11 protein-coding genes are annotated in these 20,839 nt (G+C 72.6%); all 11 read right to left on the reverse strand.

Annotated elements, in window-relative coordinates:
* Positions 1-4: 4 nt before the first annotated feature.
* Positions 5-2,743, reverse strand: coding sequence for a family 78 glycoside hydrolase catalytic domain (locus tag BJ999_RS27325; protein ID WP_179835921.1), 2,739 nt, complete (start codon positions 2,741-2,743; stop codon positions 5-7).
* A gap of 103 nt (positions 2,744-2,846) precedes the next feature.
* Positions 2,847-6,569 carry a glycosyl hydrolase gene (locus tag BJ999_RS27330; RefSeq protein ID WP_179835922.1) on the reverse strand — a complete coding sequence of 1,241 codons (3,723 nt, stop codon included), beginning with the start codon at positions 6,567-6,569 and terminating at the stop codon, positions 2,847-2,849.
* Complete coding sequence (locus tag BJ999_RS27335; RefSeq protein ID WP_179835923.1) at positions 6,566-10,528, reverse strand: family 78 glycoside hydrolase catalytic domain; 3,963 nt, start codon at positions 10,526-10,528, stop codon at positions 6,566-6,568. Before BJ999_RS27335 ends, BJ999_RS27330 begins: the two co-directional genes overlap by 4 nt.
* A 66-nt stretch (positions 10,529-10,594) precedes the next feature.
* On the reverse strand, positions 10,595-12,010 hold the full coding sequence (locus BJ999_RS27340) for an L-fucose/L-arabinose isomerase family protein (RefSeq protein ID WP_179835924.1): 1,416 nt from the start codon (positions 12,008-12,010) through the stop codon (positions 10,595-10,597).
* A 308-nt stretch (positions 12,011-12,318) separates the two neighbouring features.
* Positions 12,319-14,370, reverse strand: coding sequence for a bifunctional aldolase/short-chain dehydrogenase (locus BJ999_RS27345; RefSeq protein WP_179835925.1), 2,052 nt, complete (start codon positions 14,368-14,370; stop codon positions 12,319-12,321).
* 54 nt (positions 14,371-14,424) lie between these two features.
* Positions 14,425-15,591, reverse strand: coding sequence for an L-rhamnose isomerase (gene rhaI, locus BJ999_RS27350; RefSeq protein WP_179835926.1), 1,167 nt, complete (start codon positions 15,589-15,591; stop codon positions 14,425-14,427).
* A gap of 28 nt (positions 15,592-15,619) precedes the next feature.
* On the reverse strand, positions 15,620-15,949 hold the full coding sequence (locus BJ999_RS27355) for an L-rhamnose mutarotase (RefSeq protein ID WP_179835927.1): 330 nt from the start codon (positions 15,947-15,949) through the stop codon (positions 15,620-15,622).
* A gap of 61 nt (positions 15,950-16,010) precedes the next feature.
* Positions 16,011-17,096, reverse strand: coding sequence for a rhamnose ABC transporter substrate-binding protein (gene rhaS, locus BJ999_RS27360; protein WP_179835928.1), 1,086 nt, complete (start codon positions 17,094-17,096; stop codon positions 16,011-16,013).
* Between the two features lie 104 nt (positions 17,097-17,200).
* Positions 17,201-18,190 (reverse strand): ABC transporter permease, encoded by a 990-nt coding sequence (locus BJ999_RS27365; protein ID WP_179835929.1) that lies wholly within the window; start codon positions 18,188-18,190, stop codon positions 17,201-17,203.
* On the reverse strand, positions 18,187-19,275 hold the full coding sequence (locus BJ999_RS27370) for an ABC transporter permease (RefSeq protein WP_179835930.1): 1,089 nt from the start codon (positions 19,273-19,275) through the stop codon (positions 18,187-18,189). The genes BJ999_RS27365 and BJ999_RS27370 overlap by 4 nt, the downstream gene beginning before the upstream one ends.
* A 4-nt stretch (positions 19,276-19,279) precedes the next feature.
* Positions 19,280-20,818, reverse strand: coding sequence for a sugar ABC transporter ATP-binding protein (locus BJ999_RS27375; RefSeq protein WP_179835931.1), 1,539 nt, complete (start codon positions 20,816-20,818; stop codon positions 19,280-19,282).
* Positions 20,819-20,839 lie beyond the last annotated feature (21 nt).

A 20,839-nucleotide genomic window follows, 5' to 3' on the forward strand; every position in this document is an offset into this window, starting at 1 on the left:
CTCCTCAGCGGTGCTCGGAACGGAAGGTGAGGTGCCCGGAGCCGGCCTCGAAGACGGCGTAGCCGCCCTTCATGCCGGTGAAGCGGGCGCCGCCCGGTCCGGAGACGCGCACGTCACCGGCCGAACGCGCGGGGACGTGGATCTCGGCGCGGACGTTGACCGGGACGTCCGTGTCGAGCGAGAAGCCGTGCCCGTCCCGCTTCCAGGTGACACCGACGTCTCCGCGCTGCAGCGGGACGGTCCCGGACGCGCGGTCCAGCCCGGTCAGCGGCGGCCTGATCCGGACGGCCGCCGAGGCGGGGGCGGTCACCGAGACGCCGAGCAGGGTCCGCTGCACCTCGACCAGCGACGTCGCGCCCCACGGGTGGGAGAAGCTCTGCCCGGTCTCGGGGGCGTCCCACGACTCCCAGGTGAACGTGCCGCCGCGCGCGAGGATGTTGCCCCAGCCCGGCCCCTCCTCGTCGGTGAGGCGGGTGACGACGTCCGCGGGACGCCCGCCGAGCGCCTCCAGGAGCCGGTGCGCGGTCATCGGCCCCATCTGCATGCCGAGCCCGGCGATGTAGGACTCGACCTCGTCCCGGCCGCCCGCGGGGGCGACGCCGTAGGCGAGCGCGTAGGCGTTGGCGATCTGCGAGGCGTGCGCGCTCTGGGCGCCGTCGCTCGTCAGGCCGTCGACGTAGACGCCGTCCGGGCGCCGGAGCCTGGCGTTGATGTTGCCGGTGAGCGTCCCGGCGTCCTTGCGCAGCGCCTCGGCGTCCCCGGTCCTGCCGAGCGCCTCGGCGGCGCGGGCGGTGGCGTTCAGGACGTCCACGCCGAGCACGTTGACGACCGTGCGGGCGGCCGTGTCCATGTCGTGCCCGTAGCGCATGGTCGCGGGCCAGTCGATGATGCCGTACCTGTACTGCCCGGAGCCCCCTTCGAGGTTGGTGACCAGGCCCGTCCCCCCGGCGATGTAGCGGCGGACGTAGCCGGCGACCGCGCTCATCGCGGGGTACGCCTCCGCCAGGGTGGACGAGTCGCCGGACTGCTCGTAGTAGTCCCAGATCCAGCCGGGGAACATCTCGGTGTAGTCGGGGATGTCGCGCTTGCCGTCGCCGTTCGGGTAGACGGCGTTGAGGCGCCCGTCGGGCCAGTACCGCGCCTGCGAGGCGATGAACTCGCGGATCGCCTGCCGGGTCAGCCGACGCTCCCCGTAGGCGCCCATCATGGCCAGCGAGGTGTCGGCGGAGTCGCCGAGGAACTGCCCCTTCTCACGGGTCGGCGTGTCGAGGAACTGGGACTGCGACCCGTACAGCGCCGACCGCGCCATCAGGTCGTAGGCGGCGTTCACTCCCGCGTTGGACGTGCGGAGGCGGCTGTTGCGGGTCACCTCGTTGTGCTGGAGGACGGCGGAGACGTCGTCCGCCCCGGCCCCGGAGTCCGGTGCGATCTCCAGGTAGCGGAAGCCGACATAGGTGAGGGGCCGGAAGGTCTGGTCGCCGTCGCGCTGGGTGTAGCCGTAGCTGAGGTCGGTGTCCTGGTTGTCGTCCTTGGAGCGGGAGACCGTCCCGTCGTCGTTGAGGACGTAGGAGGCGTGCAGGTCGACGTGCCGTCCGGCGACGCCGTTCCGGAACCGCACCACCGGCACGGCCGGGATCACCTTCCCGAAGTCGGCGACCAGCGCGCCCGAGCCCAGCCGCGTGACCTTCACCGGCCGGACGGTCCGGTACGACAGGTCGGTCTCCTGTCCGCGCAGGTGCTGGAACCCGGACGCGGGATGGACCCCGACGACCTGGGGGTCCTGCCAGGCGGACGCGTCGTGGCCCGGCTCGTCCCACCCGAGCGGGACGGCGGTGCCGTCGATGTCCTCGACGTAGTCGCCGGCGTCTCCGTTGCGCTTCGGCGCCTTCTTCCAGGGGGCGCGCGTCACCTTCCACGTCCCGTCGGTGACGACGACCTGGCGCGTCCCGTCGGCGTGGTCGATGACCAGCCTGACGAGCAGGCCGGGCTCGCCCTTCGGGCGTCCCTGCCCCGACCCGTACCAGTGGTAGAGCGCGCCGATCGTGGCGGGCCGCCCGGCCTTCACCTTCGAGGTGACGTCGACGGTCTTGTAGAAGCCGTCGTCGGCGTACTCGAAGGCGGGGCCGCGGTCGACGGCCTCGCCGTTCAGGTGCAGCTCGTACTGCTGACCGGCCGCGATGTGCACGCGGGCCCGCACGACCTTCGACGCGCCGACCGTGAAGTCCTTGCGAGCGAGGGTGTAGTCGTCGGCCTCCGCGGTGGTGCGCCGGATCCAGGTGGCCTGCCAGTCCCGGTCGGCGAGCCCGGTGTCGAACGCGGCGGGCCGCGCCCACGGAGAGCGCTTTCCGGAGCCGTCCCAGGTCCGGACCGTCCACGTGTAGGACGTCTCCGGCGCGAGCGTCGGCCCGGCGTACCTCACGTACTCCTGGCTCCCCGACCGGACCCGCCCGCTGTCCCAGACCGCCTTGCCGGACGGCCCCCGCACGGTGATCTCGTAGGCGCTCTGCACCTCCCCGGGGTCGCGGTCACGGGGCGTCCACCCGAACAGCGGCGCCCCCTCCACACTCAGCGGGCGGGCCTGGTCTCCCACGGTCAGCCCCGCCGGGGCCTGCGGCGCGTGCCCTGCCTTCAACGCGGCCTGCGCGGTCCCCGGCAGCCCGGTGACGACCGCCGCCGTCACGGCGGCGACGGCGACGGCGACGACACGGCGATCGGCGGAACCCGTCACATCACGGCGAATCACGAGAAGCAACCTCCAGTTCGTTGCTGCGGCTTGCAGAACCCGCCGGACGGGGCCGGGGCGGACCGCGCCCGCCTTAAGCGTCGTCCGCCCCGGCCCTTCCGTCCTACGGCCGTACCGAGAACCCGCTCATCTGGACGTTCGCGCCGACGCCGTCCCAGCTTCTGGTGATGTCCAGGCGCACGTAGCGGGCGCTGACCTTGGCGAAGGTCGTCGTCCCGCCCTCCTTGGGCGTGTCCGCGGCGGTGGCCACGGTGCGCCACGTCCGGCCGTCGGAGGAGACCTGGACGCCGTAGTCGCGCGGCCCGTAGTTGGAGCGCCCGCCCACGACGACCGAGCCGAACTCGACCGGCGCGCCGAAGTCGACCCCGTAGCGCACCGGGTCGGCGGGGGTCGGTCCCTGGCCTGCGGCGCGGCCCCACGACACCCAGAACGTGCTCGGCGATCCGTCCACGGCGAGCTTGGCGGGGTACCGGTCCTGGCCGGCGTCGGCGACCACCCGCGGGAACGGCGTGCCGCCCGGGTTGAGGGCGAGGTCACCGGAGTGCCGCAGGGTCACCGCCGTGGCGGCGGACGGCCCGGCGTCGCTGCGCGCGGTCAGCTTCAGGGTGCTGGCGCCGGACGCGACCCCCTTGTCGCGCAGCCCGACGGGCACCGTCACCGAGCCGCCGGCGGGAACCGTGACGCGGCCCCGCTCCGGCTCGGCGCTGATCCCCTCGGCGGCGGACGCGGCGACCGTCACGTTGGCCGCGCGCCCGGAGGCGTTGGTGACCAGCACGGTCGCGCGGTTGTAGCCGCCGTCCGCCAGCGGCAGCTCCGGTTCGAGCGCCTCGACGGTCAGCACCGGCCGGTCGCCGCCGGACGGGGTGAGGGTGGCGGGGCCGAACAGCCCGTAGTCCATCGGCGCCCGCGACGAGGCCCCGGTGCCGGGCGCGGCGCGGACCGCGTTGAGCAGCGTGGAGGCGACCCGCACGGTGATCGTGTTGGCCCCGGGCCGCAGGTACCGGCCCACCTCGACGTGCCGCAGGTCCGCCTGGTTCAGCGGCGGAAGATCATGCCCGTTGACGTTCACGCGGACGGTGTCCACCGGTGTTCCGAGATCGAGTGCGGCGCCGTCGATGCCCTTCCAGCCGTCGTCCAGGGTGACGTGCGCGGTGTAGGTGCCCACGCCCGAGACGTCCGCGAGGTCCACGGGATAGCCGTTGGCCTTGGTGATCGCCGACCAGGCGGGCAGCGCGCCGCCCGCCCCGGCCTTCACCGTGACCGGCCCGAGCGCCCTGTGCGCGGTGTCACCGGGCTTGCCGGAGGGCCCGGGGCCCCAGGAGTCCACCGCCAGCGACCACTCGTCGAGCTTCACCGGCTGCGGGACGGCCGCCGCACGCTGTCCGCCCGGCGGGCGGGGGCCGTGCGGGCCGCCGGTGAAGGTGGCGTCGTGCCGCGGCGTGACCGCGATGACCGTGGCGTCGTTTCCGGCCAGCCGGACCGGGACGGTGACGGTGCCGTGGCCGGACGTGTAGTCGGTGATCGGGGTGATCTTGCCGGTCCAGGTGTCCAGCCGGTAGGGGACGCCGTCGCCGGTCAGGGTGATCTTCTGCGCGGTCGCGGTGTTCGTCTGGTTGTACAGGTAGTAGTAGTCGGTGGAGCCCGCCTGGCGGCGCACGTCGAGGATCGCGCCCGAGCCGTCGTGCGGAGTGGCGGCCGGCGTGACGCGCAGGCGCCGCAGCGCGTCCGGCGCGTCCGCCTCGCTCGCGACCCGCACCACGCCGCGCTGCCGGAGCAGTTCGGTCATCGCCGACTTCAGCCGCGCGTCCTGCCGCACGGCGTCGCCGCCACCGGGCACGGTGCTCGGCACGTCCCCGACGATGACGACGGGCAGCCCCTGCCGCGCCAGCCGCACCAGCTTCTCCGCGGCGTCCACCGGCATCGTCTTCTGGTCGTTCAGCAGCACCGCGTGGTAGGCGGAGCGGTCGCCGAACAGGGCGCCGCGGGAGTAGGCGGCGTCCTTGCGGCGGAGCAGCGCCGGGCTGAGGTACTCGTAGGTGTATCCGGCCGACGCCAGCGCCGAGGAGCTCTGGATCAGCTTGTTCGACCCGCTCCCGGTGGTGCCGGTGCCGTTCATGCCGAAGTCCTGCCAGTACACGGCCAGGTCGAACCGGGGCTTGCCCTGCCGCAGCACGAGCTGCATCCGGGCCAGGTTGTCGTTGACCGCGCGGTAGTCGGCCCAGTTCGGGCCGCCCTTGTCACCGAACGCCTCCGAGTAGGAGGTGTTGCCGCCGTAGGTCATGCCGGGCCAGGCCGACTGCGGCCCGGCGCCCGCGGGTCCCCTGCTCAGGTAGGGGAAGCCGTGCCAGACGACCTGGTTCACGCCGCCGGCGAGGCCCCGGTAGACCGCCTGGAGGTTCGAGGCGTCCGATCCGGCGCCGGCCGTCGAGCCCCACACCGAGCCGGAGAAGGCGCAGCACTCGTCGGACACCACCGGCTGCCCGGACACGTGTGCGCCCGTGGCGACGACCCGGTAGTCCTGCACGTTGCTGTAGGCCCCGACCGACTGCCCGAACGCCAGGGACTCGCCCTCGGGCACGTCGACGTGCGAGGCGGCCTCCGCGACGTCCACCGGGATGCCGTAGGGCTGGATGCGGGTGCTGATGTGGTGCTTGTGGGCCCACTCGCGCAGCACGTCGAGCCGGTTGCGGATGTAGAGGTCGCTGAGGGTCTGCCGGTAGTCGGTGCGGACCCGGGCGCCGACGCCGCCGCCGAAGTCGAAGAACGGCTTGTCGGTGATGCCCTGGTCGCCGGCGCCCGCCAGGGCGGGGAGCACCTCGACCGGGGAGTAGCCGCGCCGCTTCGTCCACTGGTCGACCAGCTCGGACGTCCACTTCTGGGTGGTGCCCAGTTCGAGCGAGTCCTCGAACAGGTCGCTCTCGCCCATCTGGGCGAGCAGCTTCCGCACGTCGGGGGTGAGGATGTGCTCGTCGTAGAAGTCCGTGGTCGCCTTCGCGCCGGCCTCGCTGAACGGGTCGAGGGCGTAGTTGGTGCCGGTCGCGGTGTAGCCGGAAAGGGACTGCCCGCTGGGCGTCTGGTAGAAGGCGATCAGCGCGTAGGTGCTCTCGCCGTCGCCGGGGAAGTCGACCGTGAGGCCGCCCTGCGCGTCCACCTTCGAGGTGACGTCGGTGACGCCGGCGCGATCCAGCATCCGCGAGCCGGTGGAGGTGGCGCAGTCGGCGTCGGAGCACTTGGCGACGAGCGCGGCGATGAGCGTCTTCTTCGCGCCGGCGGGCGGCGCGACGTTGAAGTTGGCCGGCAGCGCACCGGACCTGCTGGTGCCGCCCTTGCGGAACTCGTGGGAGAAGACGACCTGCTGCTGCGCGCTCGGATCGTTGACGTCGTTCACAGTGGGAACGGTCGCGGGCCAGCGGGGGCCGATGGTGAAGTCAAGGCCGAGCCCCTTGGACTTGGCCGCGGCCAGCATCGTCCGGGTCTTCTGCGCCCACAGCGGGGTGCCCCAGCCGTAGGTCTTCAGGAACTCCGGGGAGTTGTTGCCGGTGCCCTCCACGCTGAACGGGGCGACCTCGGCTCCGCCGCCGCCCGCCTTCCTGATCTGTTCGAGCTCGTCGGCCAGTTCCTCGTCGTCGGTGTGGGCCAGCGGCTGCCACCAGCGGTACTTGGGCCGCACGGACGCCGGGGGGTCGGCGAAGGTCCCGCGGGTCAGGGCCGGCGCGTCCGGCCCCGACGGCGGAGCGGCCTCGGCCGCCCCGGCGATCGCGAGCCCGGACAGGGCCAGGAGCGCGGCCGCCGGCAGCGCGACCAGCCGGGCCTTGGAATGGGTCATGAGGCGTAGCCCTCCAGCTCGATGACGCGGCTGTAGTTGTGGTCGTTGGAGTCGTGGACGAGGAGCCGGAGCGCCGACGCCCGGACGGGCGCGAAGGTCTTCTCGACCGTCCCGGCGGTGCTGCCGGTGACGGTCGCGACCGTCGTCCACGTCCCGTCCACCCGGGCCTGGAGGTCGAAGTCGCGGATGCCGGTCTTGGCCGCCGGGTGCGCCGGGTCGTCGAGCGTGAAGACCTTCACGCGGCCGACGCGGCGCGGCTCGTCCCAGGTGGCGGTGAGGGTGTCGGGGAAGTCCCCGGCGGTGTCGTCGTTCCAGCCGCCGACGCCGTTCAGCCAGACGCCCGAGTCGGTGCCGCCGTCGTTGGTCCACATCGGCGACGAGCCGCTGTGGGTGCTGGAGGCCGACATCTCGGCGACGCGCACCAGGTTGCCGGTGACGCGCACCGGAGCCCGCACGCTCTCGTCGTCGACGGTGAGGGTGACGGTCCCGTCCGTCGCGCCGCCGGTGCGCCCGATCGTGACCGGGACCTCGGTGGAGCCGCCCGCGGGGATCGTGACCCGTTCCGGGGCGGCGGCGGTGAAGCCGTCCGACGCGGCGGCCTTCACCGGGACGGTGACGGCGCGGCGCTCAAGGTTGGTGACGCGGAATCGGGCCTTCGAGGACTCGCCGTCGATGACGGGGACGTCGGCACCGAAGGGGGGTTCGACGGCGAGCTGGGTCCGGTCCTGTCGCACGGAGCCGAGGGTGCGGACGGTGAACGTCCAGGACCCGGATCCGACCTCGTACACGGCGCGCCCGTCCTGGACGCCGAGGGACCGGGCGCCCGCCGGGGCCTTGGCGCCGGCGGCGCCGAGCAGCGGCACCTCCACGCGCGCGGGGGCGCCCGGCGGGACGGTCACGTCGAGCCGCAGGTCGTGCCCGGAGCGGCGCCACGCGCTGGAGACCGTGCCGCGCGGCGTCCGGTAGTCGGAGGAGGCGCGGGTCAGGTCGCCGACGACGGCGGGCCGGACCACGAGCCTGCCGAACGCGACCGAGTCGGCGGCCTGGCCGATCCCGGCGAGCCCGGCGCCGAACCACTCGTCGATCGCGCCGAGCATGAAGTGGTTCTGGGAGCCGTAGCCGGTCGGGCCGTCCCAGTACTCGGTGAGCGCGGTCGCGCCGTGCACGACCTGGTAGCCGTAGCTGGGGTCGGTGACCTGCTGCGCGACGCCGAGGATGACGTCGTCGCGCCCGGCCGCCGACAGCACCCGGAACAGCGCGGGCAGGGCGATCTCACCGACCGTGAGGTGGTACCCCTTGCCCTTGATGGAGGCGACGAGGTGGTCGAGGACGGCCTGCCGGTTCGCCTCCGGGACGATGCCGAGGTCGAGCGCGAACGCGTCCCCTGCCTGGCTGCCCGAGCCGTAGGTGTGACCGGCCTCGTCCAGGTACTCGGCGTTGAAGGCGCCCGCGATGTCGCCCGCGAGCCTGCGGTAGCGGGCGGCGTCGTCGTCCCTGCCGAGCAGTCCGGCGACGGAGGCGAGCGCGGCGGCGCTGCGCTGGTAGCCGTAGGTCGCGGCGATCCCGCGCGGCGTGGTCTTGTCGACGGCGGCCCAGTCGCCGAGGCCGTAGTCGAGCAGGTTCCCCTTCGCCTTGGAGGTCAGGTAGTCCAGGTAGCGCTGCATGTTCGGGTAGAAGTCGCGCAGCGGGCGGATGTCGCCGTAGGTGCGGTAGTGCTGCCAGGCGGCCAGGATGATGGCGCTGCCCCAGTTGGGGTCGTCGCGGACGCCGCCGGAGAACTGGACGTACTCGGGCGCGATGTCGGGGACGAGCCCGTCGGAGGTCTGCGCCTCGGCCATGTTGCGCAGCAGCGCCGGGTAGTAGGCCGCGACGTCGTAGTTGCGGGTGACCGACCCCTGGACGAGCTGGGTCTCCTCCAGCCAGCCGAGCTTCTCCCGGTCGGGGCAGTCGGTGAGGATGCTGAACATGTTGCCCTGGATCGACCGGTCGATGATCGTGTGGATGCCGTTCAGCAGCAGGTCGGAGCTCTCGAACGATCCGGCGGAGGCGTTGCCCGCGCGCAGCACGACGGCCGACGCGGTGTCCGCGTCCGGCGCGGACGGCAGGCCCGTCACCTGGAGGTAGCGGAAGCCGTGGTAGACGAAGCGGGGATGCCAGGTCTCGGTGCCCTCACCGGAGAGGGTGTAGTGGTCCTCGATCGGGGGGCGCTGCGCGCCGCCGGCGATCATCGTGCCCTGCTCGACGAGGCCGTCCGCGCCGAGCCGCTCCCCCGGCTTGAGCGCCAGCTCCGTCCCGCGCGGGCCGCGGACCCGGATCTGCGGCCAGCCCGCGATGTTCTCTCCGAGATCGAAGACGTAGGTGCCCTTCTTCGGCTGCGTGACCTTCACGGTCCTGCGGCGGCCGACGGGCACGATCGCCGGTGACATGCGCGCGGTGAGCGCGATGCCGGGATCGGGCGCCTCGGCCGCCGGGCGCCAGGACGCCAGGTCCGCCGATGGCTCGTCCCAGCCCTTGCGGGCGAGGCGGGCGTCCTCGTCCTCACCGCCGTACCAGTGCGTGAACGTGGTCGGGCCCAGGTCGGTGCGCCAGGACGAGTCGGTCGCGACCCGGGCGGTCGTCCCGTCCGCGAGGGTGACCTCCAGTTGGGCGAGCAGTTTCGGCGCGCCCTGCGTCCCGACGTACTTGGTGTAGCGGTCGCTGGTGGAGGTGACGTTGTAGGTGCCGTTGCCGAGCCGGACGCCGATCGCGTTGCCGCCGCGCCGCAGCAGCTTCGTGACGTCGTAGGCCGCGTACTCGGCGCGCTTGCGGTAGTCGGTGTTCGGCGGTTCCAGGACCGCGTCGCTCACCGGGCGGCCGTTGAGGGTGGCGTCGTAGATGCCGAGCGCGGTGATGTAGAGCCGCGCGGACCGCACCTCGTCCTTCAGCGAGAACTGCCGGGCGAGCAGGGGCAGCCGGGGCAGGTCCGTCTGGTAGGCGGGCGGAGGCTCCTGACCGGTGACGGTCTTGGCCGTGGCGAACGGGCCGTCCGCCGAGTCGGAGGTCTGCAGCGTGTAGTCGACGGGGAAGTTCGGCGTCCTGCCGTCGCTCGTCATCAGGTCCGTGCGCGGGTACAGCTTGACCGTCGCGACGTCCTTGACGGCGCCGAGGTCGAGCTGCAGCCAGACGTGGTGGCCGGGGTCCTGGGAGCCGTAGGCGGGGCTGGTGTACCCGAACGGCGCCTTCTGCGTGGTGAGGGACCCGTCGGCGACGAACTCGGGCATCCACTTGCCGGGGTACTCGCGGACCTCGGACGCGGTGACCTTCGCGCCCTTCGCCACGTTCGCCCCGGACGGGTCGAGCGCCTCGATCTCGGCGAGCTGGAGCCGCGACAGCAGCGAGGCGCCCTCCTTGACCGGCAGGCCCAGCTTCGTCACGTCCAGCCGCAGGTGGCGGGCCTTGGTCCCGGCGGGCAGCGCGACGGTGGCGGGGGTCGGCGCCCGGTTCAGCCAGCGCTCGTCGCCGATCCACCTGGCGGACCAGTCGTCCTTGGCGAGCAGGCCCGTCTCGAACCGGGCCGGGGCGCTCCAGCCCGACGCGTGCCCCGAGCCGTCCCAGACCCGGACCCGCCACCACACCTGGCGGCGGGAGGTGAGCGCCGTGCCCCGGTAGACGGCGTCGGCTGCGCCGGAGGACACCTTGCCGGAGTCCCACAGGTCGGCGCTGCCGAGCCGGTCCCGGGACGTCGCCGCGACCACCTGGTAGGCGGCCTGGGCGGAGCCGCGGCCGGGGGCCGATAGGCGCCAGCTCAGGGTGGGCGTCGTGTCGTCGATGCCGATGGGGTCGTCGAGCGCGTCCGTCCGCAGTCCGGTGGCGCGCAGCCCGGAGGCGTCCGCGCGGGCGGGCAGGGCGGTGACGGCGGTGAGCGAGAGGCAGAGGGCGGCAGCGCACGCGGCACCGCGTAGTAGGGGGATTTTGGGCATGACGGGACATCCTTCGGAACTGCGCGGGGGGGTGGGGGGTGGCGGCGTCGCGTCGTGAGGGTTCCGTCAGGGGTTCACGTGGACCAGTTCGATCTCCAGGAGGTCGGCGAGGGCCTTCAGGTCGGCGACGCGGTGGCCCGTGCCGAGGGCCCAGTGGTGGGAGATGCCGGTGGCCGACCACGCGTCGGTCCACTCGCCGGGGTCGCAGCCGAAGTCGACGCGGGAGGTGGTGTTGCCGATCCGCAGCAGCGGCCCGTCCACGGTCTCGCCCTCGGACGCGGCGAACGCGAACCGGCCGTCGCGGCGCTGGATGATCCCGATCGCGGTGACCGGGCCGTGCTTGACGTCGAACTCGACGGACACGCCGTAGCCGCGCTTGCCGTGGTAGACGCCGAGGCCGCGCAGCAGCGGGCGGCGGGCGCTGATCGCCAGGTGCGCGGGCCCGTCGTGGCCCATCTCGACGTGGCCGCGGTGGAAGTCCAGCGCCTGCAGCTCGGTGAAGGAGCCGCCCGCGCCGAGCCGGTCGGCGACCAGCATCGCCAGGGAGGTGCGCAGCTCGTACTCCCCGGCCGCCGGGATCCCGCGCGCGGTGAGCAGCGACGCGCCGAGGATCATCCCGGCGCCCAGCCGCTCGTGCACCTCGCCGTCCAGGCCGCGGTGGTAGTAGGCCAGGCTGTCGAGCCCGAAGTCCTCGACGAGGCGGTCGAGGCCGACCGAGACGCGGGCCGCCCAGGTCAGGTCGTCGTCGTTGACGGACGCGTCCAGCTCGAAGATCTTCTCCGCCTCGGCCTTCTTGGCGGCCGTCTCGGCATCGGTGACCTTCTCGACCCGGACCCGCAGGTCGTCGAACTCCAGCACCTCGACGTGCCCGCCGAAGTTGGCGCTGACGAGCGTGAGGTCGGTGGAGACGTCGAGCATGCCCGGGTACAGGTGGCCCATCAGCCCGTGCCGGCCCCGCCGCAGCGCCGCGCGGACCCCGGCGGCGCGCACCCAGCGGCCGATCCGCGCCCAGGCGCGCTCGTCCTCCAGGTAGCCCGACACCGAGCGGAACGGGACGCCGCAGCGCGCGAACGCGTTCGCCATCTCCGGCAGCGGGCAGGCGCCGCAGTAGGCGAGCCACTGGCCGGTGTCGAAGGTGGCGTGGTCCATCGACTCGGTCGGCTGCAGGTTGATCAGCAGGACGGGCGCGTCGGCCCGCTGCGCCACCGGGACCAACATCGTCGCGGTCATGTAGGTGGTGAGGAAGCCGACGATGATGTCGCAGCCCGCGGCCCGCAGCCGCTCGGCCGCGGCCGCGCCCTCCTGCGCGTCGGAGATGAACCCGACGTCGACGACCTCGGCGCCGAGCCCGCGCATCCGCTCCGAGACGCGTTCGGCGGACCGCTTGAGCTGCGGCAGCAGGTCGGGGAACTGCGGCCAGTAGGCGCCGAGCCCGCCGGCGACGAGGCCGACCTTCACCGGCGGTGCTGTGGTGTCTGCCATTGCTTGTCCTCTCCTAACGGGCTGTGAGGGTGTGGCGCCCGGCAGACGCCCCGTCCATGGGGACATGCCCGCCGACGCCGGATCCGCCCGGTGCGGGGCCCAGGGCCAGGGAGGTGACGACGGACACGTTGGGGCGCGCGAACTTCTCAGCCGGCGGCATCGTTATCCCTTCGGGTTCACTTGGTCGAGCGGGCCCAGCAGGGACGGCCGGCGGCCCGGGTGGGGACGGCACGGACGCGGCGGGGTGAGCGCCGCGGCCGCGCGGTCCGGGCCGCCGGCCGGCCTTCTTCGAACGGGGCGGGTCCTCCTCAGCGCAGGAACGCGGCGGCGACGCCGGCGTCCACGGGGACGTGCAGTCCGGTGGTGTGGGTCAGGTCCCCGCCGGTGAGGGCGAAGACGGCGGCGGCGACGTGCTCGGGCAGCACCTCGCGCTTGAGCAGCGTCCGCTGGGCGTAGAACTCGCCGAGCCTCTCCTCCTCGACGCCGTACACGGCGGCGCGCTTGGCGCCCCAGCCGCCGGCGAAGATCCCGGAGCCGCGCACGACCCCGTCCGGGTTGACCCCGTTGACGCGGATGCCGTGCTCGCCGAGCTCGGCGGCCAGCAGCCGCACCTGGTGCGCCTGGTCGGCCTTGGTCGCGCCGTAGGCGATGTTGTTCGGCCCGGCGAACACGCCGTTCTTGGACGAGATGTAGACGATGTCGCCGCCCATCCCCTGCTCGACCATGACGCGGGCGGTCTCGCGGGAGACCAGGAACGAGCCGCGCGCCATGACGTCGTGCTGCAGGTCCCAGTCGGCGGCGGTCGTCTCCAGCAGCGGCTTGGAGATGGACAGGCCGGCGTTGTTGACGACGAGGTCCACGCCGCCGAACGCCAGGACCGCCTCCCGGACGGCCGCGGTGATCTCGTCCTCCGAGGTCACGTCCGCACCGGCGGCGACGGCGACGTCGGAGGCGCGCGCCGCGGTGGCGCCGATCTCGGCGGCGACCTTCTCGGCCGCCGCGACGTCCCGGTCGGCGACGACGACGCAGGCGCCCTCGGCGGCGAGGCGGCGGGCGGTGGCGGCGCCGATGCCGGAACCGCCGCCGGTGACGAGCGCGACGCGGGACGCCAGGGGCTTCGGCGCCGGCATCCGGCGCAGCTTGGCCTCCTCCAGCTCCCAGTACTCGATGCGGAACTTCTCCGCCTCGTCGATCGGCGCGTACGACGACAGCGCCTCCGCGCCGCGCATCACGTTGATCGCGTTGACGTAGAACTCGCCGGCGACCCGGGCGGTCTGCTTGTTCGCCCCGAAGGAGAACATCCCGACGCCCGGCACCAGCACGATCGCCGGGTCCGCACCGCGCATCGGCGGCGAGTCCGGGCCGGCGTGCCGGTCGTAGTAGGCGGCGTACTCCTCGCGGTAGGCGGCGTGAAGTTCCCTCAGGCGCGCCTTGGCGTCGTCGAGGGGTGCGTCCGGCGGCAGGTCCAGCACCATCGGCGCGACCTTGGTGCGCAGGAAGTGGTCCGGGCAGGACGTGCCGAGCGCGGCGAGCCGGGGGTGCTCGGCGCGGGACACGAAGTCCAGGACGGCCTCGCCGTCGGTGTAGTGCCCGACCTGCGGCCGGTCCGTGGACGCCAGGCCCCGGATGAGCGGGAACAGCGCGGCGGCGCGCGCGTGCCGCTCGTCCTCGGGCAGCGCCGGGTGGACGACCTCGCCGAACGGGTCGGCCCTGCCGTGCTCGGCGATGTAGGCCTCGGCGGTGCGGATGATGTCGAGGGAGTTGGCCTTGCACTCCTCGCTCGTCTCGCCCCACGCGGTGATGCCGTGCCCGCCGAGGACCACCCCGATGGCACCGGGGTTGGCGCGCTTGATCTCGGCGATGTCCAGGCCGAGCTGGAAGCCGGGACGCCGCCACGGCACCCACGCCACCCGGTCCCCGAAGATCCGCCGCGTCAGCTCCTCGCCGTCGGCGGCCGTCGCGATCGCGATGCCGGAGTCGGGGTGCAGGTGGTCGACGTGCGCGGCCTCCACGAGGCCGTGCATGGCGGTGTCGATGGACGGCGCGGCGCCGCCCTTGCCGTGCAGGCAGTAGTCGAACGCCGCGACCATCTCGTCCTCGCGCTCGACGCCCGGGTAGACGTCCACGAGGGCGCGCATCCGGTCCAGCCGCAGGACGGCCAGGCCCTTCTCGGTGAGGGTGCCGAGGTCGCCGCCCGAGCCCTTCACCCACATCAGCTCGACGTCGCGGGCCGTCACGGGGTCGGTGACCGTGCCCTTCGCGGACGCGTTGCCGCCCGCGTAGTTGGTGTTGCGCGGATCCGAGCCGAGAGTGTTGGCGCGTTCCAGCAGATGCTCCACCTCGGGTGGAGTGGCGGTCATCGGATATCTCCTCATGTGTGCGTGCGTGGCCTCAGGTGCGGCGTGGAAGGACGCTCATGCTCCCCAGCCGGCCGCCTGGCCGTCCTTGCGCTCCTCGGCGATCCGCTCGTAGTAGCCCGACGCCTTGTAGGCGGCGACCGGATCCGGGTGCAGGCCCATCTCCTCGCGCAACTCGGCGAGCAGGGGCCGGACGTCGGTGTTGTAGGCGTCCATGAACACGGCGTTCGCCTCCAGCACGTCACCGGACCGCTGCGCCGACCGCAGCGCGGCGGCGTCCACCAGCAGCGCCTTGGCGGTGGCCTCCTGGACGTTCATCACCGAGCGGATCTGGCCCTGGATCTTCGGCTCGATGTTGTGGCACTGGTCGAGCATGAACGCCACGCCCGTCTCGGCGTCGTAGCCGCCGCCGCGCACCACCTCGTACATGATCCGGAACAGCTGGAACGGGTCGGCGGCGCCCACCATCAGGTCGTCGTCGGCGTAGAAGCGGGAGTTGAAGTCGAACCCGCCGAGCTTCCCCTCGCGCAGCAGGAACGCCACGATGAACTCGATGTTGGTGCCGGGCGCGTGGTGGCCGGTGTCCACCACGACCTGCGCCTTCGGGCCGAGCTTCAGGCAGTGCGCGTAGGAGGCGCCCCAGTCCGGCAGGTCGGTCATGTAGAACGCCGGCTCGAACAGCTTGTACTCCAGCAGGAACCGCTGGTCGTCGCCGAGCCGCTCGTAGACGGCGGCGAGGGCCTCGGCCATCCGGTCCTGCCGGTCGCGGATGTCGTCCTGCCCCGGGTAGTTCGTGCCGTCGGAGAACCACAGCTTCAGGTCGCTGGACCCGGTGGCGTCCATGATGTCGACCGCTTCGAGCAGGTGGTCGAGGGCCTTGCGGCGGACGGCGGGGTCGGGGTTGGTGACGCTGCCGAGCATGTAGTCGTCGTCCTGGAAGACGTTGGTGTTCACCGCCCCGATCCGCACGCCCCGCTCCTTCGCGTGGGCGGCCAGCGCGGCGTAGTCGTCCACCCGGTCCCAGGGGATGTGGATCGCCACGCTGGGCGCGACGCCGGTGAACCGGTGCACCTGCGCGGCATCGTCGATCTTCTCCCGCGGGGTGCGCGGCACGCCCCGCTGGGCGAAGACCTTGAACCGGGTCCCCGAGTTCCCGTACGCCCACGAGGGAGTCTCGATCTGCTGGCGGCGCAGGGCGTCCTTCACCGCGCTGGTGTCGTTCACGCTTGCCTCTCTTCTCTCCGTCACCTGGTCAGTCCAGGTGGAAGACCTCTGGGAGCGTCCGCATCCCCTCGTCGGGGCGGCCGTCGAGGTCCTCGAAAAACGGCGCCATCTCCGTCTGCCACCGCGCGTTCACCTCGGTGCGGGCCATCGCCTCCTGGGCGGCCTCGAAGTCGTCGGTCTCCAGGTAGCCGACGAGAAGGCCGTCCTCGCGCAGGAACAGCGAGTAGTTGTGCCAGCCGGTGTCGCGCAGAGCGCTGAGCATGTCGGGCCAGACCGCCTGGTGGCGCAGCTTGTACTCCTCCAGGCGGTCCTGCCTGACCTTCAGCAGGAAGCAGACGCGCTTCGTGCTTCCAGACATGGAGGGATCGTCTCCTTGTGGGGGGGCGACCCCCCACCCCCCCGGTTCGCTTCGTTCAGAATCAGAAGTGGTACTGGTCGATGTTCTTGGCGTCGAACACCGTCGGCGGGCCGAGGATCACCTCGCCGTTGGCGCCGATCGAGCGCTCGCCGAGCTTGCCGGCCTTGAACTTCTCGCCCTGCGCGCCGGTGATCTGCCCGGACGACAGCGCCGCCGCCGCGTACGCGGCGAGGTAGCCGAGGTTCTTCGGGTCCCAGAGCTCGAATCCCTTGACCGTGCCGTCCTTGACGAACTTGCGCATCTGGTCGGGGGTGCCGAGGCCGGTCAGCGCGACCTTGCCCTTGTACTTGGAGCCGGAGATGTAGCGCGCGGCGGCGGCGATGCCGACCGTGGTGGGCGAGATGATGCCCTTCAGGTTCGGGTACGCCTGCAGCAGGCCCTGGGTCTGCTGGAACGACTTCTGGTCGTCGTCGTCGCCGTAGGCCACCTTGACGAGCTTCATCTTGGAGTACTCGGGCTTCTTCAGCTCGTCCTGCATGAACTTGATCCAGGTGTTCTGGTTCGTGGCGTTCGCGGTCGCCGACAGGATCGCGATCTCGCCCTCGGAGCCGATCTGCTCGGCGAGCAGCTTGACCTCGCTGCGGCCGATCTCCTCCGAGCTCGCCTGGTTGATGAACACGTCACGGCAGGCGGGGTTGGTGTCGGAGTCGTAGGCGACGATCTTGATGTTCTTGGACCGCGCCTGCTTGAGCGGCCCGCACACCGCGTTCTCGTCGTTGGCGGCGATGAGGATCGCGTCGTGCCGCTGCTGGATCAGCGTGTTGATGTAGGAGACCTGCGAGGACGCCGAGGCGTCGGACGGGCCGACCTCCTTGGCCTCGCCGCCGAACTCCTTGGTCGCCGCGATGCCGGCGTTGTCGACGATGGTCTCGTAGGGGTTGTTGACCTGCTTGGGCAGGAACGCCAGCTTCAGGCCCTTCTTCAGCGGCGCGTTCGGGTCCGCGGAGGCGTTCCCCCCGGACTTGGCGTCCCCCGAGCCGGACGCGGAGTCCTTGGTGGTCCCGCCGCAGGCGGCCAGGCTGAGGGCCAGAGCGCCCGCCGTGGCGGCGGCCGCCAGCCGGCGCGGGGCGCGCAAACGAATGGTCATCAGGGTGCCTTTCACAGTTCCGGGTCGTGCTCCGGGGTGGGTGGACATACGGCGGGGGGCGGGGGTGGATGGTCGTGCGGTGTGATCGTGGTCGTGCGGTGTGGTCAGGGTGCGGCGGCGGGGACCGCGGGTCTCGCGCCCCGCCGCCGGCCTCGGGCCTCGCGCGCCACGGCGATCAGCCGCGGCGTGAGGACGCTGATGATGAGCAGCAGGCCCGTGACGATCGACTGGACCTCGGTGGAGACGTCGTTGAGCATCAGCAGGTTGCGGAGCAGGCCGATGAGCAGCACGGCCGCGATGACGCCGCCGAGGGTGCCCTTGCCGCCGTCGAAGTCGACGCCGCCGAGCAGCACCGCCGCGATGACGGTGAGCTCCAGGCCGAGACCGTTGTCGGCGCGGGCACTGCCGTAGCGGAGCGTGAAGACGATGCCGGCGAACCCGGCGACGAGGCCGGACACCGCGAACAGGATCAGCTTCAGGCGCTTGACCCGGATGCCGGCGAAGTAGGCGGCGTCCTCCTGCGCGCCGATCGCGAACAGCGACCGCCCGACGCCGGTGGCGTGCAGGACGACGCCGGTGACGGCGGCGAGCACGGCGAACAGCGCGACCGGGTACGGGATCGGGGTGCCGGGGATGGAGGAGGTCGCGAGGTCGGTGTAGGCGGTGGGGAACTCCGAGATCGCCCCGGTGCCGAGCGTCACGTACGCCAGGCCCCGGTAGAGGGTCATCGTGCCGATCGTCACGGCGAGGGACGGCAGCCCGAGCCTGGTCACCAGCAGGCCGTTCACGAGCCCGCACACGACGCCGACGACCAGCACCAGCGGGATGATCGCCTCGATGGCCATGCCGCCGTCCCACAGCTTGCCGGTGAGGGCGCTGCACAGCCCGAGTACCGAGGCGACCGACAGGTCCACCTGCCCGCACACGACCAGCAGCGTCATCGGCAGCGCGATCAGCGCGATCTCGCTGAGGTCGTCCAGCGCGAACGACAGGTTGTCGTTGTTCGCGAAGTCCGGCGAGAACCCGGCGCCGCTCGCGAAGACCACGACCAGCAGCGCGGTGACGGCGGTCTCCCACCGCATCAGGCGGCTCATGACCGTCCCTCCTTGCTCTCCGGCGCGGCGGCGCGGTGCGCGGCCGACGCCAGGGACCGCTGTTTCAGCGCCCGGGTGACCCGCAGCGCCAGCAGCCGGTCGACGCTGATGGCCAGCAGCAGCAGGACGCCGGTGATCGCGTCCTGCCAGAACGAGTTGACCTTGAGCACCACCAGCACGCTGCCGATGGTGGTGAGCAGCAGCGCGCCGAGCGCCGCCCCGTACACGGTGCCGACGCCGCCGGTGATGGCGACGCCGCCGACGACGACGGCGCTGACGACCTTCAGCTCCCAGCCGTTCGCGGCGTCGGCGACGACGGTGCCGAACCGGGCGAGCCACAGCACCCCGGCGAGCCCGGCGAGGGCGCCGCTGACCAGGTAGGCGGTGAGGACGCGGCGGCGGATCGGCACGCCGGCGAGCATCGCGGCCTCCGGGCTGGACCCGATCGCGTAGTACTCGCGCCCGGAGGAGTAGGAGCGCAGGTAGTAGCCGACCGCCAGCATCACCACCACGGTGATGATCGGCAGGTAGGGGACGCCGAGGATCCCGTCGTTGCCGAGGCTCAGCAGCGAGGACGGCAGGTCCGCGGCGCCGATCTGGTCACCGTGCGCGATGCGGTAGTCCAGCCCCTGGATCACGTACAGCGTGCCGAGGGTGACGACGAGGGCCGGCACGCGGCAGAAGCTGACGAGCAGCCCGTTCACGAGCCCGCAGACCAGGCCGATCCCGACGCCCACCAGCACGACCAGCACGACGTTGCGGTCCCCGCCGGAGGCGAACCTCCCGGCGCTGAACGCGACGAGCCCGACGACGGACCCGACCGACAGATCGATGTTGCGGGTGACGACGACCATGCTCTGCCCGACGGCGAGCAGCACCAGGATCGAGGCGTTGAGGAAGATGTCCTTCATGCCCTGGCCGGACATGAACCGCGGGTTGGCGATGGTGGTGCCCACGACGAGGACGACGAGCGCGCCGAGGATGCTCAGCTCGCGGGCGCGCAGCACCATGTCGACGAGGCGGCGCCCGCCGCCCGGCGGTCCGCCCGACTCCGGCCTGGCCGGGGACTGGGTGAGGACGGTCATCGGCTCAGGCCGCCTTTCCGGTTCCGGGGCGGCCGGTCGCGGCGGCCATCACGCTCTCCTCGGTCGCGTCCGCGCGGGCGATCTCGGCGGTGAGCCGGCCCTCGTGCATGACGAGCACGCGGTCGGCCATGCCGAGCACCTCCGGCAGGTCGGAGGAGATCATCAGTACCGCCAGGTCCTGCGCGGCCAGCTCCGACAGGAGCCGGTGCACCTCGGCCTTGGTGCCGACGTCGATGCCGCGGGTCGGCTCGTCCACGATCAGCACGGCCGGCTCGGTGGCCAGCCACTTGGCGAGCACGACCTTCTGCTGGTTGCCGCCCGACAGGACGCCGACGGCGTCGCTGAGCCGGGCGTACTTCAACTGGAGGCGCAGGCCCCAGTCGGCGGCGCGGTCCCGCTCCACCTTCCGGGAGATCAGGCCCCCGCGCCCGGTCTCGCGGCGCAGCGTCCGCAGCTGGGTGAGACCCATGTTCCGCTCGATCGACATGTCCATGACCAGGCCCTGCTGGCGGCGGTCCTCGGGGACGAGGGCCAGCCCGGCCGACATCGCGGCCGTGGGGCTGCCCGCCGGAAGCGCGCGCCCGCCGACCTCGACGGTCCCGGCGTCCCAGCGGTCCACGCCGAAGACGGCGCGGGCGACCTCGCTGCGGCCGGCGCCGACCAGCCCGGCCAGCGCGACGATCTCGCCGCGGCGGACCTCGAAGGAGACGTCGGTGAAGGCGCCCTCGCGGGTCAGCCGGCTCACCTTCAGCGCGACCTCGCCGGGCGTCACGTCCTGCTTGGGGTAGAGCGCGTCGAGGTCGCGGCCGACCATCCGGCGGACGAGGTCGTCGGGGGTGATGCCGGCGACCATGTCGGTGCCGACGTAGGCGCCGTCGCGCAGCGTCGTCACCCGCCGGCACAGCTCGAAGATCTCCTCGAGCCGGTGCGAGATGAACAGCACCGCGCAGCCGTGCTCCTGGAGGTTGCGGGTGACGGCGAACAGGCGCGCGACCTCCTGGCCGGTGAGGGCCGCGGTCGGCTCGTCCATGATCAGCACCCGCGCGTCCCGGGAGATGGCCTTGGCGATCTCGACGACCTGCTGGTCGGCGATCGACAGCCCGCGGGCGGGCTGCTGCGGGTCCAGCGCGACGCCGAGCCGCTCGAACAGCCGCGCCGTCTCGGCGTGCATGGCGCGGCGGTCGATGCGGCCGAGCGCCCCGCGCGGCTGCCGGCCCATGAAGATGTTCTCGGCGACCGACAGGTCGGGGAACAGCGTGGGCTCCTGGTAGATGACCGCGACGCCGGCGGCCTGCGCGTCGGCGGGGCCGTGGAAGGCCACCGGCTCTCCGTCCACCCGCACCTCGCCCGCGTCGGGGCGGTGCACGCCTGCGAACGTTTTTACCACTGTGGACTTGCCGGCGCCGTTCTCGCCCGCAAGGGCGTGCACCTCGCCCGCGTGGAGCTCCAGGGTGACCCCCTGCAGCGCGCGGACCGCGCCGAACGACTTACTCACGTTGACCAGTGCCAATGTCGGCGGCGCCGAGCGGCCCGGTGCACTCATCGCGGCCCTCCTCGCGGGGGA

Source organism: Actinomadura citrea (genome assembly GCF_013409045.1).
GTDB classification, from domain to species: Bacteria; Actinomycetota; Actinomycetes; order Streptosporangiales; family Streptosporangiaceae; genus Spirillospora; species Spirillospora citrea.